Origin of the sequence: Blautia sp. MSK.18.38, assembly GCF_024460535.1 — a bacterium.
Taxonomy (GTDB): Bacteria; Bacillota; Clostridia; order Lachnospirales; family Lachnospiraceae; genus Blautia_A; species Blautia_A fusiformis.
This window is the reverse complement of record NZ_JANFYP010000003.1, coordinates 24,990-39,017: the sequence shown is the minus strand read 5'-3', so window position 1 is coordinate 39,017 and position 14,028 is coordinate 24,990. Positions and strand designations below refer to the sequence as shown.

Below are 14,028 nucleotides of genomic sequence, written 5' to 3'. Positions count from 1 at the left end.
TTCTTTAGAGAACGATATCTTCTTTTCCTTCAGTTTTATAGTATTTTTTCATGGATGAAGATTTCTGCATATAATATTTAACATCTTTTCTGGATTTGTTTCCTGCTGCATTTGCATCAAATGTATACCAGGTATTTCCAATCTTGATCTCTGTCCATCCATGTGGCTGCCATTTATTTTTATTAAATACATTACTTTTTCCCCAGCATACACGGACCGGAAGTCCTGTTGCACGTTTAGCCTGTACTGCAAAGGCTGATGCAACACCGTAGCAGTTTCCTTTTTCCATTCCCATGGTCAGATATGCAAACATCTGGCTTTTACCTTTTGTAAACTGCAAAGGTTTTCCGTCAAAGCCCTTCATTCTCATATATCCGTATTTTTTGGAATAGTTAAACAATTTCTGAAGAGCCGTTTTTTTCTGCGCAGTTGTAGTCAGACTTGCAGAAATCTTCTGGCTGCGAAGCACTGAATCTGTCATCTTGATCAGTTCTGCATTTGCTTTTTTGGATTTCCCAGTGTATTTTCCGTTGGAAGCAAACTGCATGGTTTTGTAGGTATTTCCGGATTTTACTGTATACCATCCGGTCTTTCTTGCACCATTCGAGCCTAAATAATATATCGCACCATTGATCTTTTTTAATTTGTTGGTAACTTTTTTACCTTTGATGTAGTAATAATACTGACCGCCCTCTTTTTTCCAGCCATTTTTAACAGCTGCTTTTGCGGTTGTTGTGGTTGCTGTTGTTGCCGCCTGCGCACACACTGTGCCAAATGTCAGGCAAAACAGCATCGTAATCATGAGAACAAGCTGTGCGAATCTTCTCTTTTTCATGGTTTCTTTTCCTCCTGTTTTAAAAATCTTCATACCCGGTGATAATTATAGCATTGCTCTGATTTTCTTGCAATATAATGTATAAAATACATTATCTCCTCCAATACTTAACATATCTGAAAAATAAAGGAGGTTTTTCTATGCTTCTCTTTTTTCTTGTATTCTTCGGACTCCAGATCTTTGTTCTTTTCTGCTGTGCCGCTGCAGGAAATGACGCCGCTTCCCAGGAACTATCTGACCAGGAACAGCTTCAGTTTATCGCAGAATGGAAAAAACAACATCAAAAAAAGGACGTCTGCTGAAGAACGTCCTTTTTGCTTTGCAATTCTATTCTCCATTCATATGATGATACACACCAGTCCGCCTTTGCTGTCATTTACGATCTTCTTCATAGTATCCTGAAGCTTCACCTGACTTTCTTCGCTGATCATGGCCAGCTTGTTCCGGATTCCGTCTTCCACCAGCTGCTGGATGGATTTTCCGAAAATATTGGTCTCCCAGATACTTTCCCCTCGCTCCGGGCTTTCTCTGATATACTTTATCAGGTCCTCCGCCTGCTGTTCTGTACCAACGATCGGAGCGATCTCCGTTTCGATTCCCGCCCGGATCATATGAATGGACGGACTTTTTGACCGGATCTTTACTCCGAATTTATTTCCCTGACGGATCACCTCAGGTTCCTCAATAGTGATCTCGGAAAGCTCAGGCACCACAACCCCATACCCCGTTCCTTTTACCGCTTCCAGGGCAGCCTGGACTTTTACAAATTGTTCCTTCATACCGGCAAGCTCTTTTATGGTCTGGATCAGTTCATATTCGCTTTCCATGGATATCCCGCTCATTTCACTGAGCATCTGATAATAATAAATGTCTTTTACTGCGATCCGGATACGGACTTTTCCATCGGAAAGACTGACCTGCTCAAGCAATGTATCTTCCACATATGGACTTTCCAGATATACTGATTCTCTGCTTACATCACGCACATGAGTAAGTCTGGTCATCTTTTCCCGAATCTCATTTAACAGAGCCGCCTTTACCTCATGTTCCGGAGAAAGCATCTCCACCCATCTGGGAACAAAAAGCTCTATCTCACTGACCGGGAATTCATAAAGGATCTTCTCCAGGATTCTGGTCACATCCTCTTTTCGAAGCTGTTCACAGTTGACTGCCAGAACGGATACTCCAAATTTCTCTTCCAGATGTTTTACAGTTTTTCCGGTTTCCTCACTGTAGGGAGTCTGGGAGTTTACCAGGATCAGAAAGGGTTTTCCCTGGACTTTCAGCTCTTTTATGGTCTGTTCCTCTGCCGGGATAAAATTTTCTCTGGGAATCTCCCCGAAACTTCCGTCTGTTGTGACTACAATCCCAATGGTGGAATGCTGGCTGATCACTTTTTCCGTTCCAATGCGGGCTGCATCATGGAACGGGATTGCTTTTTCCTGCCAGGGAGTTTTGACCATCCGCTCCCTGCCTTCTTCCACATTTCCGGATGCATCCTTTACCAGAAAGCCTACACAGTCAATGAGTTTTACCCGGATTTTCTGGTTTTCCCCTATGGATACTTCCACTGCTTCTTTTGGAATAAATTTGGGTTCTACGGTGGTGATCATTTTTCCGGCACCGCTTAATGGCAGTTCATCCTGAAGTTCTGCTCTTTTTCCCTCGCTGATCGATGGCAGTGCTATCAGCTCCATAAATCTCCGGATGAATGTGGATTTTCCTGTACGGACCGGTCCCACAACCCCTATGTAGATATCCCCGCCCGTCCGCGCCTGGATATCACGGTAAACCTGAAAGTTTTCCATATAAAAAAGCCTCCCTGCATATACTGGCCTGTAAGTTCCGGGAAACGTCTTAAAAAAGACAGTTCCCGCATACCACAGTATATGCCCGGAAGGCTTCTTATATGCTGCTGTTCACCGGGAACAGCAGCTCTTTGTATTCCTCATATCAGTCTTTGATATAGAACTCATTGTGAAGCAGATGATGCTCTTTGCCTTTGAGGAGTCCCTCATAAAGCTCCAGAACCAGTGGGTTCTCATCGGATTTCTTGATGATCATGGTATTGTCTGCATTGTACAGACCTCTTGCTCTGGCTGCCTTGGTCCTGTCACCGGATCTGGTCGGCTGACCACCACCCATGATACATCCACGGCGGCATGCCATAACCTCGATCAGATGATAGTTTGCCTCGCCGTTCTTTACACGTTCCATAACGGTTCTTGCATTTGCAAGGCCACTGGCTACGCATACATTGATATCCATTCCCTTGTACGGTACGGTAAATTCCTTGATTCCCTCTTCACCACGAACACCGCACTCTGCAATCTCATGCATGGCTTCCTTGCTGTGATCCGGGCTCAGTCTTCGAAGAACTGCCTCGGTAACACCACCGGTAACACCGAAGATAACGCCACCGCCGGAACCAAATCCAAACGGCATATCGCATGCTTCCGGATCCAGTGTTGCAAAATCAAGACCAAAGTTATCGATCATGCGGAGAAGCTCTGTGGTTGTGATAACGATATCGGTATCCTGCTCGCCATCGGTAAAGCTGTTGGGGCGGATTGCCTCTGCCTTCTTGGCTGTACATGGCATAATGGAAACCATAACGGTCTTCTTGCCTGCTGCATGCTCCGGATCACGGAAGTATTCCTTGATAACCGCAGACATCATTCCCTGTGGGGAACGGCAGGTAGAAATGTTCGGAACATATTCCTTATACTGATCTGTGATGAACTTCACCCATGCAGGACAGCAGGAAGTCAGAAGCGGAAGATTCTCACCCTTCTCCACTCTGTTTAGGAACTCCTTGGTCTCTTCCATAATAGTAAGATCGGCGCTGAATGTGGTATCGTATACTTCATCAAAGCCCATTCTGTGGAGTGCGTTGACGATCTTGCCCATAACGCTCCTGCCCTTTGTGAGGCCGTAGTGATCACCAACTGCTACACGGACTGCCGGCGCAATCTGGGCAACCACACGGGTATCCTTGTCCGCAAGTGCATCCCAAACCTCATCCATATGTGTACGAATGGAGATGGCTCCTGTCGGACAGTAAACACGGCACTGACCACAGTTTACACACTGTGTCTCAGCAATCTTTTTATTGAATGCAGGCATGACCATGGCCTCTGTTCCACGGAATGCGAATCCAAGAGCTCCGATTCCCTGAAGTTCCTCGCAGGCACGTACACAGTTGCCGCAGAGGATACATTTGTTCGGATCACGGATGATGGACGGTGAACTGTCATCGATCTCGTGCTGTTCTCTTGTATTTTCAAAACGGATATCCCGCACGCCAAGGCGATGTGCCAGCTCCTGCAGGATACATTCGCCGCTCTTTACACAGGTTGTACAGTCACGGCAATGTGCTGCAAGAAGTAATTCCACAATCAGTTTACGATATTTCTTAATACGGCCGGAGTTGGTATAGATAACCATTCCGTCTCTCGGCTGCTCGGAACAGGAGGCAAATGTCTTACCTCTGTCATCCTCAACTGTACAGAGACGACAGGCACCAAATGTGGAAACCTCTGAATGATAGCACAGTGTGGGGATATTGATACCGGCATTCCTGATGACTGTCAGGACATTTTTTTCGTCGGTAAATTCTACTTTTCTTCCGTCAATTGTCATTGTACCCATAAGATATCCTCCCTTCTATGCTTCCACATAAATCGCATCAAAGTTACAGTTATCCTTACAGGATCCGCATTTGATACATACGTCGTTGTTGATTACATGTGGATGCTTGATCTTTCCTGAAATCGCACCAGCCGGACAGTTCTTTGCACACTTGCCGCAGCCGATACAGAACTCAGGATTGATATGGAATTGACGGAGCGCCGTGCAGACCTTCGCACGACATTTCTTATCTACGATATGCTCTACATATTCGTCACGGAAACGCTTCAGAGTACTGATGACCGGAAGCGGTGCACTCTTACCGAGTCCGCACAGGGCCATGCTCTGAACCATGTTTGCAAGCTCTTCCAGCTCATCCAGATCGGAAAGCTCACCCTTACCTGCGACGATTCTCTCCAGGATCTCAAGCATACGTTTGGTACCCTCACGGCAGGGAACACATTTACCACAGCTCTCACGCTGTGTAAAGCTCATGAAGAAACGCGCAACCTCTACCATACAGGTATTCTCATCCATAACAACAAGTCCACCGGAACCCATGATGGCATCCAGCTTCTTAACAGAATCAAAATCAAGCGGATGATCGATCTGATCGTCGATCAGACATCCACCGGAAGGACCACCGATCTGTACACCCTTAAATGCAGCACCACTCTTAAGACCACCACCGATGTCATAAATGATATGACGGAGGCTTGTTCCCATTGGAACCTCGATAAGACCGGTGTTCTCAATGGAACCGGTAAGTGAGAAAGTCTTTGTTCCAGGGCTTCCCTCTGTACCGATGGTGTGGAACCAGTCAGCACCCTGAAGGATTATCTTCGGTACGTTGGCGTAGGTCTCTACGTTATTGAGGACGGTAGGCTTACCCCACAGACCCTGCTCAACCGTTCTCGGAGGTTTTACTCGAGGCATACCTCTGTTGCCTTCGATAGAAGCAGTCAGGGCAGAACCTTCACCACATACGAACGCTCCGGCACCGCGATTGATATGTAAGTGGAAATTAATACCGGAACCAAGGATATTATTACCAAGAAGGCCATAGGACTCTGCCTGCTCAATAGCCATTCGAAGTCTCTGTACAGAAAGAGGATATTCGGCACGCACATAAATATAACCATCTTCTGCACCTACTGCATAGGCAGCGATCACCATACCCTCGATCATCTTGTAAGGATCACCTTCCATTACGGAACCATCCATAAATGCTCCCGGGTCACCCTCATCACCGTTACATACTACATAACGGACTTTTTCCGGCTGGCGTGCAACCTGTGACCATTTCTTGCCTGCAGGGAAGCCTGCACCGCCACGGCCGCGGAGACCAGACTTCGAGATCTCGTCGATAACACCCTGTGGGGTCATCTCAAAGAAAGCCTTCGCCATAGCGGAAAATCCGCCTACGGAAATATATTCATCAATGGACTCTGCATCGATCTTGCCACAGTTCTCAAGAACGATCCTTGTCTGCTGGTTCAGGAACGGAATGTCACTGGGATGTGGACAGGCCTCATCATTATGACGATAAAACAGACGCTCAACAGGCAGTCCGCAGATCACGGTCTTCTCTACGATCTCGCGACAGTCGTCTACCTGAACATGTACATACTGATAATCATAGGGCTCAATTCTCATAAGAGGACCAAGTTCACATAATCCCTGGCATCCGGTCTTAACGATTCCTACATGAGGAACATCCTTCTGCATCTCAACCGCAACACCCTCGATTCCCTCACAGAGTCTTGACATTTCTTCATAAATCTTCTGAGCACCGGAAGCAATACATCCGGTACCGGAACAGACGAGAACACGGCAGGTATAGCCATCAAGATTCTTCTTAACCTCAGCCTGTTTGTTTTTCAGATCTTCCATACTGGTTATACTCATACGCTCTCACCTCTCAATTCATTTAAAAGCTCAACAGCCTTCTCAGGAGTCATCTTCGGGTGAACTTCATCATTTACAGTCAGTGTCGGTGCAAGTCCGCAGGCACCAAGACAGGAAACTGTCTCAACGGTAAACATCATATCATCTGTAGTATGCTTCTTATGACTCAGTCCAAGTTCCTTCAGCATTGCTTCCTTTACAGGCATGGACTTACGTACATGACAGGCAGTACCGTCACATACCTTGATGATGTACTTGCCTTTCGGCTCAAAGGAAAAGTTTTCATAGAAAGTAGCTACACTGTACGCCTTCGCTTCTTTTACACCAATCTGTTCCGCAACATAAGTAAGAAGCTCTCCCGGAAGATAACGGTACTCAGCCTGAATATCCTGCATGATCGGAATCAGTGATGCAGCTTTCCGGCCGTAGTGCTCGATGATCTCGTCCGTTTTTCTGTAATACGTCTGGTCTAACATTCGGTTCCCTCCTTGTTTCTCATAGATTTTCCACTTGATCAACCTGTTCCACTACAGGTTAATGCTTTAACACTCTGTCAGTGCCGCGCATTTATGCAAATCATTATTTTGCACTATTTCATGCCTTTAATTATAACTTATATGGTCATTTTTCACAAGCAGTTTTTTTGCTTTTTTCAGAATATATCGAAATGTTTACAACGGCTTACTGATTTTATATCTATTTTCCATAAAATATGTTCAATTTTTAACAGCTTTGATAATAAAGATACAAATCTGCTCTTTGTTTCTGCCCCAAAACATTAAAGCCGGTTATTGATTTTATTTCTCAATTACTTTAAGATAGATAAAAAGTGCGTGGAAAACATTTAATTAATTTATTTTGTAAAGGAGAACATCTATGCGAAATCTTGACACACCAGTAAAACAGATCCGGCGAAAGATTTTTACCGAAATTGCTAAGATCGGATTTGAATCCACGGACGAATCAATGATCCATGATATCGAATCCATTCCCTACAATATTGTAGAGGAACGCGCGAAATACCGTGAAAGCATCTATCGTGAAAGAGCTGTTGCAAGCGAACGTGTCCGTCTGGCCATGGGACTTTCCCTCCGCCCGGAAAATCGTTCCGTCCACCTTACCGATGGCGTGAAGGCCAGCAACATTGACGAGAAATATTATGAACCACCTCTTATGCAGGTGATCCCTTCCGCATGTTCCGCATGCGAATCCAACAAATACGAAGTCAGCAACATGTGCCGCGGCTGTGTCGCACATCCCTGTTTACTCACCTGCCCCAAAGGCGCCATTTCCATGGTAAACGGAAAATCCTTCATCGACCAGGACAAATGTATCCATTGCGGAAGATGCAAAGCTGTCTGTCCTTACGATGCCATCGCCCATAAAGAACGCCCCTGCGAACGTGCCTGCGGTGTAAAAGCCATCGAGAGCGATGAACAGGGACGCGCCTCCATCAACCAGGATAAATGCGTATCCTGCGGCATGTGCATGGTCAGCTGTCCATTCGGAGCTATCTCCGACAAATCCCAGATTTTCCAGCTGGCACATGCCCTCCGAGAAGGAACTGAGATCATTGCAGAAATCGCCCCCGCCTACATCAATCAGTTCGGCGAAGACGTCACCCCGGGCCAATTCCGCTCCGCTCTCAAACAGCTGGGCTTCTCAAACATTTATGAGGTAGCACTGGGCGCAGACATCGGCTGCATCTCTGAAGCACACCACTACGCCAAAGAAGTAGCAACCGGCCACCTCCCGTTCCTCCTCACCTCCTGCTGCCCATCCTGGTCAGTCATGGCAAAAAAATACTTCCCGGCTATGATCGACAACATCTCCCAGGAGCTGACCCCGATGGTGGCAACTGCCCGGATCGTAAAAAAAGAGCACCCCCATGCGAAAGTAGTCTTCATCGGACCATGCGCCTCCAAGAAACTGGAAGCCATGCGTCATTCCGTAAGAAGTGATGTAGACTTCGTGATCACCTTCGAGGAACTCTGGGGCCTGTTCGACGCCAAAAGCATCACCACATCCACCTGCGAAGAGCTCCCGGAAGAAACCCAGGCCGCAACCGCAGCAGGACGAGGCTACGCCATTGCAGGCGGCGTAGCCGGAGCCATCGAAAACTGTCTGAAGGAATACTATCCCGATGTACCAGTCCACATCGAACACGCAGAAAGCCTTGCCGAATGCAAAAAAGTCCTCACTCTGGCAAAAGCCGGCAAGATCAAAAACTGCATGATCGAAGGAATGGCCTGCCCCGGAGGCTGCATCGGAGGCGCCGGAACCAACGCCGGCTTCGCAAAAACCTCCAAGGCCCTCAAAAAATACGTAGACAGCTCAGAACCAAAACTCCCCTCACAGGAACTGGAAAACCTGGAGTTGAACTAACTACCTCAAAATATTCCACTATATAATTCCCCCAATATTTCAATTTGATTGAATAAAAAACGGAGATGCAACCTAGATCTTTAATCTTCAAGGTTGCATCTCCATTATTTTATCAACCAGGACAGGGCAAAGCCCGCCTCCATCCCTCATCCACATCCTATCGTTTAGCCAGACAACTTACCCCAACCAACGCACAGGCCCGGAAGGGAGTGCGGTACTGTCTGCGGACGACTCTGCAGGAGGTGTGCTGGATCTAAGGCGGCGGGACTTCTGCGTTATTTTTCAAAAGCCAGCTGTCTGAGCGGCAAAAAGCCGCGAGTTCTGGCTTTTGGAAAATGGTTTTAGCAGAATCCCGGCGCCTTAGATCCAGCCGCCGACGAAGCCCGGCCGCGGACAGAACCGCACTCCCTTCCGGGCCGTCCCGTTCGCCACCACCACTACTTCTCCACCGTCTCCGTACTCTCCGGCCAAGTATACTCCTCCCCCTTCAACTCCGCCAGAAGACTCCTAAGCTTATATCCATAACTTCTCCCGGCGGCCCATCCGCCACCATAAGGATTCTCCTGGATCCCAAGCCACTCCACATAAGGCGCACTCTCACGGGAAACATACTGGAACCGATTATCCACACAAGCCTGGTTCAACTCCTCCGAAGAAGCATAAGCCTTCAGATGCTGCACCTGCGCCCGGATCCCCGTCCTTACATCAGGAAAAGAATTACCGGCAACACCACCACCGGTAGTTCCCAGCCCCGAAAAATTAAACTGCCCCGCACTGGCATCCCCACCAAACTGAAGCCATCCGGTCTCAAGCATGGCCTGCTCAAAAACAACCTCTCCACGGACGCCCTCCGCATCCGCTTCCTCTATCACAATCGTGCAAAACGTATCAATATCCGGTGCACCACCCTCCGTCAGGATGCCGGAAGGATACTCCACATTCTGCGCCTCATACTGCACTACCATATCCTCCGCATCCACTGTGGTACACCCCATGATCGTATAATATCCATAAGTATTATCTGTGGAATCATCCACAAAACCCTCTGTATCACTCTCTCCAGATGACTGAGGCTTCGAAATCTGACCCTCCATAGAATGATCCGCTTCCTCTGCCAAAACACCTGCAGGCGTTCCGAACACCAGAACGCCTGCAAGTACCATCATCCGTAAACAAAAACTATTTCGGAATCTGTACATATATAAATGATCAATCCTTTATTACTGTTATTACTGCGCTTTTCTCATTGCAGCTTCAACCACATGACCTACAAGAACAGAAGTTGTAACACTTCCTACTCCGCCAGGAACCGGTGTGATCGCATCAACGATTGGCTCAACTGCCGCATAATCAACATCACCACAAAGCTTGCCCTCTGCATTGACATTGATACCAACATCGATAATAGTCTGTCCCTCTCTGACATAATCAGCGCCGACAACACCAGCACGACCAGCTGCAACGATGACGATATCCGCCTCTTTTGCAACAGACGGCATATCAACGGTTCTTGTATGGCAGATCGTTACTGTCGCATTTTTCTTAACAAGCATCATGGCAGCCGGTTTACCAACTACAAGACTTCTTCCGATAACAACCGCTTTTTTGCCTGTGCAGTCGATTCCATAGTGATCAAGGATCTCCATGCATGCCTGCGGTGTACATGGCGGGAATCCGATCTTCTTGCCTGTAAATACACCAGACATGGAAAGATCTGTCATACAGTCAACATCCTTCTCTGCTGCAAGTGCATTCTCGATCACTGCCTGATCCAGATGTTTTGGCAGCGGACGGAACAGAAGAACTCCATGGATCTTGTCATCTTTGTTTACTTTATCGATGGTTGCAAGAAGCTCATCCTGGGAAACATCCTCCGGAAGAAGGATCTTCTCACATGCAACACCAAGAGTCTCACAGCGCTTTGTAGCACCTCTCTCATAGGAAATATCGCTTGGATTCTCACCAACACGGATAATGCAAAGTGTAGGATCTACACCTTTTGCCTGAAGCTCTGCAACGTTCGCTTTGATCTTTTCATTGAGAGCCGCTGTTACTTCTTTACCTAATAACTGCTTTGCCATTTGTCTGGTTCCTCCTATTTCAGTCTTCCGAGAACACTGTCAAATGTCTCGTCTGCGATCTTTGTATATTTCTCAAGCATAGCGTCTGCTTTTTTGTTTAATTCCTCTGCATACGCACGGTCAGCCATAGATTTTGTGTTAATGTACACATTCAGGCTTGCTCCCTTAAGAGCTGCTTTGCAGAATGCAGCACCTACACCAGCATCACTGATTGCAAGCTTAGAACCTTTTGCTCCGAACTCAACGATAAGTTCAATAGCCTCGCAGCATTTCTCCATGATCTCCATAGGAACAGAGCATGCTTCCTTGAGGGCAGCTTCCATTACTCGAGCCTTCTCAGCCTTCTCTTCTTCTGTCTCTCTCGGCATTCCGTAAGCCTTGGAAAGAGGCTCAAAAACTTCCGCATCTCTCTCGATCAGATGAAGGAAATCTTTCTGAAGCTGATCACATTTCTTTTTCAGCTCCCACATTTCATCTTCTACATCTGCATATTTTTTCTTACCGACAGTAAGGCTTCCAACCATATTTCCAAGAGCTGTACCAACAGCAGCTACAAGGGCAGATGCACCGCCGCCGCCTGGAACCGGTGCCTTGGAGCTTAATACCTCAACAAATTCAGTACATGTACTGGTAGAAAATCCCATAGGACTCTCCTCCTTATATTCTTATTTTAGCACTCTTTAGAGCCCATTGGGGGCTTTATAAAAAGCCCCCTCCGGTTGTTTTTGATCTTATGTTCCGATTAGAAGAGACCTGTGATCTTACCTGTCTCATCTACATCGATCTTGGTTGCTGCCGGAACTTTCGGGAGACCTGGCATAGTCATGATCTCACCTGTCAGAGCAACGATGAATCCTGCACCTGCGGAAATCTTCAGGTTACGTACTGTTACCTCAAAGTCTGTCGGTGCACCAAGTTTTGTCTGATCATCAGTCAGACTGTACTGTGTCTTAGCAACACAGATCGGGCAGTTGCCAAATCCAAGTGCTTCCAGCTGTTTTGCCTGTTTCTGAGCATTTGCTGTAAGAACAACTTTCTTACCACCGTAAACTTTCTGTACGATGTTATTCAGTTTATCCTCGATGGATCCCTCAAGCTCATAAGCATATGTGAAGTCATTCGGCTCCTCAACAAGACGGATTACTTCCTCAGCAAGCTTCATGCCGCCTTCGCCGCCTTTTGCCCATACCTCGGAAAGTGCAACGTTAACGCCAAGCTCTTTACATTTTGCCTCAACCAGGTCAAGCTCTGCCTTGGTATCGGTCGGGAATGCATTGATAGCAACTACACATGGAAGTTTGTATACATTCTTGATATTGCTTACATGTTTCAGAAGGTTTGGAAGACCTTTCTCAAGAGCCTCAAGGTTCTCGTTGTTCAGATCTGCCTTCGGAACACCACCGTTGTATTTCAGTGCACGAACAGTAGCTACGATAACAACTGCGCTTGGATGAAGGCCTGCCATACGACACTTGATGTCAAGGAATTTCTCTGCACCAAGGTCAGCACCGAATCCAGCCTCTGTGATAGCATAATCTGCAAGTTTCATAGCCATCTTTGTAGCTGTTACGGAGTTACATCCATGAGCGATGTTTGCGAATGGTCCGCCGTGTACGATTGCAGGAACATGCTCCAGTGTCTGTACAAGGTTTGGTTTCAGGGCATCTTTCAGAAGTGCTGTCATAGCACCCTCTGCATGAAGATCACCAGCTGTTACCGGTTTCTGCTCGGAAACTTTACCATAGGTATATCCGATGATGATTCTGGAAAGTCTCTCTTTCAGGTCTTTGATGTCACTTGCGAGGCAAAGAACTGCCATGATCTCAGATGCAACTGTAATGTCGTATCCGTCTTCACGAGGCATACCGTTTGTTCTTCCGCCAAGACCATCTACTACATTACGAAGCTGACGGTCGTTCATGTCCACGCAACGTCTCCATGTGATCTTTCTCGGGTCAATGTTCAGGTCATTACCCTGGAAGATATGGTTGTCGATCATTGCTGCAAGAAGGTTGTTTGCCGCACCGATCGCATGGAAGTCACCGGTAAAGTGAAGGTTGATATCCTCCATCGGAACTACCTGTGCATAACCGCCGCCTGCTGCACCACCTTTTACACCGAATACCGGTCCGAGGGATGGCTCACGAAGAGCTACCATTACTTTTTTGCCCATTTTCTGCATTGCATCTGCAAGACCAACGGTTGTTGTTGTTTTTCCCTCTCCTGCAGGTGTCGGGTTGATAGCTGTTACGAGGATCAGCTTACCATCTTTCTTGTCACTCTCTTTTAACAGATTGTAATCAATTTTTGCTTTGTACTTACCGTACTGCTCCAGATATTTGTCGTCAATACCTGCCTTCTCTGCAATCTGTGTAATTGGAAGCATTTCGCACTCCTGTGCAATTTCGATGTCACTTTTAAATCCCATAATGTTACCTCCCTTTAGGTATTTTTACAGTTTTTAATCCCTTAAAACTGCATCTCTATAAAAACAGGTCCCATCCTGTTCTTAACTATTTTTCATTTTTAAAGACATTTCAGAAATGCCTTTAAAGACCCAATGATAACGTCTCCCATAACGGCCATATCCTCAGCCGCAAAGGAAACCGGAAAATTATCAGAAAACAAGATCTGTGAGGACGGCGGAAATTCATCATCCCCCTCCCAGAGGATCATCTGAACTACATATCCTGGAAAGATCTCCACCTGGTATGCAATATCTCCATGATCCACGGGAACCGCATGGATGTGTTCCATGATCTCCTTGAAATCCTTAAGTCTGTTTCCGTATGTGAAAGCCAGGCGTTTGATGCACCTGCCATCAAACTGACGGAGATAAACCTCTCCCCAGGGCATTTCCCTGTATGTTTTAAACCTTCCGCTTCCCTGAGATACATTCCCGTTCAGCAGAAAACGGATAGCAAGGATCTTTGCATAATGCATTTCCTCAAGAGGATAAAATCCCGCATCATCTTCCTTATGAGTTACCTGAAAATCCGGCCAGGAAATATAATAAACGCTTCCCAGGAATTTCAGAGTCAATTCTTTCTTCTCTTCGTCATAAGGAAGTGAAAGACGTCCGGCAATTTCTGCCGGGTCTGCCTTAGCGAACTCCTCTGTATAATGCTCCCAGGGCATTCTTTCTTTGCTGTCTTTTTCATAATTCAAGTCATTTATACTAAAAGCCAT

At 46.6% G+C, this 14,028-nt stretch carries 12 protein-coding genes; 2 read left to right on the top strand and 10 right to left on the bottom strand.

Translation table 11 applies throughout. The features are described from left to right. Positions 1 to 4: 4 nt before the first annotated feature. On the bottom strand, positions 5 to 835 hold the full coding sequence (locus NE638_RS02860; RefSeq protein WP_022426913.1) for a transglutaminase domain-containing protein: 831 nt from the start codon (positions 833 to 835) through the stop codon (positions 5 to 7). Between the two features lie 140 nt (positions 836 to 975). Here NE638_RS02860 and NE638_RS02855 point away from each other — a divergent pair, with 140 nt between their 5' ends. Next, entirely contained in the window at positions 976 to 1,137 is a 162-nt protein-coding gene (locus NE638_RS02855; protein WP_015525281.1) for a hypothetical protein, read from the top strand. A gap of 36 nt (positions 1,138 to 1,173) precedes the next feature. On the opposite strand, the gene spoIVA is transcribed toward NE638_RS02855, so the two are convergent. From spoIVA to NE638_RS02835, 4 genes are all read right to left on the bottom strand, one after another. After that, the gene (spoIVA, locus tag NE638_RS02850; RefSeq protein ID WP_022426914.1) at positions 1,174 to 2,643 is read right to left on the bottom strand and encodes a stage IV sporulation protein A; all 1,470 of its coding nucleotides are present in this window, start codon (positions 2,641 to 2,643) and stop codon (positions 1,174 to 1,176) included. A 145-nt stretch (positions 2,644 to 2,788) separates the two neighbouring features. Beyond that, positions 2,789 to 4,486, bottom strand: coding sequence for a [FeFe] hydrogenase, group A (locus tag NE638_RS02845; RefSeq protein ID WP_015525283.1), 1,698 nt, complete (start codon positions 4,484 to 4,486; stop codon positions 2,789 to 2,791). A 15-nt stretch (positions 4,487 to 4,501) separates the two neighbouring features. Continuing rightward, complete coding sequence (locus tag NE638_RS02840; protein ID WP_173745754.1) at positions 4,502 to 6,373, bottom strand: NADH-quinone oxidoreductase subunit NuoF; 1,872 nt, start codon at positions 6,371 to 6,373, stop codon at positions 4,502 to 4,504. Then, positions 6,370 to 6,849: a complex I 24 kDa subunit family protein gene (locus tag NE638_RS02835; protein WP_015525285.1), complete on the bottom strand. Its 480-nt coding sequence runs from the start codon at positions 6,847 to 6,849 to the stop codon at positions 6,370 to 6,372. Before NE638_RS02835 ends, NE638_RS02840 begins: the two co-directional genes overlap by 4 nt. Before the next feature lie 400 nt (positions 6,850 to 7,249). Between NE638_RS02835 and NE638_RS02830 the strand changes: the two genes are divergently transcribed. Beyond that, a complete protein-coding gene (locus tag NE638_RS02830; RefSeq protein ID WP_173745753.1) occupies positions 7,250 to 8,758 on the top strand; it encodes a 4Fe-4S dicluster domain-containing protein in 1,509 nt (502 codons plus the stop codon). Positions 8,759 to 9,195: 437 nt separating this feature from the next. Here NE638_RS02830 and NE638_RS02825 read toward each other — a convergent pair whose 3' ends face one another. The 5 genes from NE638_RS02825 to NE638_RS02805 form a co-directional block, all read right to left on the bottom strand. Further along, entirely contained in the window at positions 9,196 to 9,924 is a 729-nt protein-coding gene (locus NE638_RS02825) for a glucosaminidase domain-containing protein (protein WP_015525288.1), read from the bottom strand. 63 nt (positions 9,925 to 9,987) lie between these two features. Further along, positions 9,988 to 10,839 (bottom strand): bifunctional 5,10-methylenetetrahydrofolate dehydrogenase/5,10-methenyltetrahydrofolate cyclohydrolase, encoded by an 852-nt coding sequence (locus tag NE638_RS02820; protein ID WP_015525289.1) that lies wholly within the window; start codon positions 10,837 to 10,839, stop codon positions 9,988 to 9,990. Between the two features lie 14 nt (positions 10,840 to 10,853). Continuing rightward, a complete protein-coding gene (locus NE638_RS02815; protein WP_021651423.1) occupies positions 10,854 to 11,483 on the bottom strand; it encodes a cyclodeaminase/cyclohydrolase family protein in 630 nt (209 codons plus the stop codon). Positions 11,484 to 11,581: 98 nt separating this feature from the next. Further along, the gene (locus NE638_RS02810; protein WP_015525292.1) at positions 11,582 to 13,267 is read right to left on the bottom strand and encodes a formate--tetrahydrofolate ligase; all 1,686 of its coding nucleotides are present in this window, start codon (positions 13,265 to 13,267) and stop codon (positions 11,582 to 11,584) included. A gap of 98 nt (positions 13,268 to 13,365) precedes the next feature. After that, positions 13,366 to 14,028, bottom strand: coding sequence for a DUF3786 domain-containing protein (locus tag NE638_RS02805; protein WP_059085927.1), 663 nt, complete (start codon positions 14,026 to 14,028; stop codon positions 13,366 to 13,368).

Coding starts and splice junctions, on each gene's coding strand:
- NE638_RS02845 (WP_015525283.1), bottom strand. CDS start 4,486: ATGGGTACAATGACAATTGACGGAAGAAAAGTAGAATTTACCGACGAA.
- NE638_RS02855 (WP_015525281.1), top strand. CDS start 976: ATGCTTCTCTTTTTTCTTGTATTCTTCGGACTCCAGATCTTTGTTCTT.
- NE638_RS02820 (WP_015525289.1), bottom strand. CDS start 10,839: ATGGCAAAGCAGTTATTAGGTAAAGAAGTAACAGCGGCTCTCAATGAA.
- NE638_RS02805 (WP_059085927.1), bottom strand. CDS start 14,028: ATGGCTTTTAGTATAAATGACTTGAATTATGAAAAAGACAGCAAAGAA.
- NE638_RS02810 (WP_015525292.1), bottom strand. CDS start 13,267: ATGGGATTTAAAAGTGACATCGAAATTGCACAGGAGTGCGAAATGCTT.
- NE638_RS02830 (WP_173745753.1), top strand. CDS start 7,250: ATGCGAAATCTTGACACACCAGTAAAACAGATCCGGCGAAAGATTTTT.
- NE638_RS02840 (WP_173745754.1), bottom strand. CDS start 6,373: ATGAGTATAACCAGTATGGAAGATCTGAAAAACAAACAGGCTGAGGTT.
- NE638_RS02815 (WP_021651423.1), bottom strand. CDS start 11,483: ATGGGATTTTCTACCAGTACATGTACTGAATTTGTTGAGGTATTAAGC.
- NE638_RS02825 (WP_015525288.1), bottom strand. CDS start 9,924: ATGATGGTACTTGCAGGCGTTCTGGTGTTCGGAACGCCTGCAGGTGTT.
- spoIVA (WP_022426914.1), bottom strand. CDS start 2,643: ATGGAAAACTTTCAGGTTTACCGTGATATCCAGGCGCGGACGGGCGGG.
- NE638_RS02860 (WP_022426913.1), bottom strand. CDS start 835: ATGAAAAAGAGAAGATTCGCACAGCTTGTTCTCATGATTACGATGCTG.
- NE638_RS02835 (WP_015525285.1), bottom strand. CDS start 6,849: ATGTTAGACCAGACGTATTACAGAAAAACGGACGAGATCATCGAGCAC.